Here is a 339-nt window from a genome sequence, read left to right on the forward strand (position 1 = left end):
GATGTGTTCGGGTTTGCCGGAGAAGTCGGGGATGAGCAGTTCGACGCCGGTGCCGGGGTTCAGTTCGTGGATCTTGCGGACGGTTTCGGCGTAGAGCCAGACGCCTTCGTCTTCCAGGTCGTCGCGGGCGACGCCGGTGACGGTGGCGTAGCGCAGGGCCATGGCCTGGACGGAGCGGGCGACCTTGGTGGGTTCGAAGCGGTCCACGGGGGAGGGTTTGCCGGTGTCGATCTGGCAGAAGTCGCAGCGGCGGGTGCATTCGGAGCCGCCGATCAGGAAGGTCGCTTCCTTGTCTTCCCAGCACTCGAAGATGTTCGGGCAGCCGGCTTCCTCGCAGAC

At 65.8% G+C, this 339-nt stretch carries 1 pseudogene; it reads right to left on the reverse strand.

What is annotated here, in order from left to right:
* A pseudogene (locus NFJ07_RS25775) lies at positions 1 to 339 on the reverse strand (lipoyl synthase); the annotation flags it as partial.

Source organism: Arthrobacter sp. B2a2-09 (assembly GCF_027587375.1).
GTDB lineage: Bacteria > Actinomycetota > Actinomycetes > Actinomycetales > Micrococcaceae > Arthrobacter.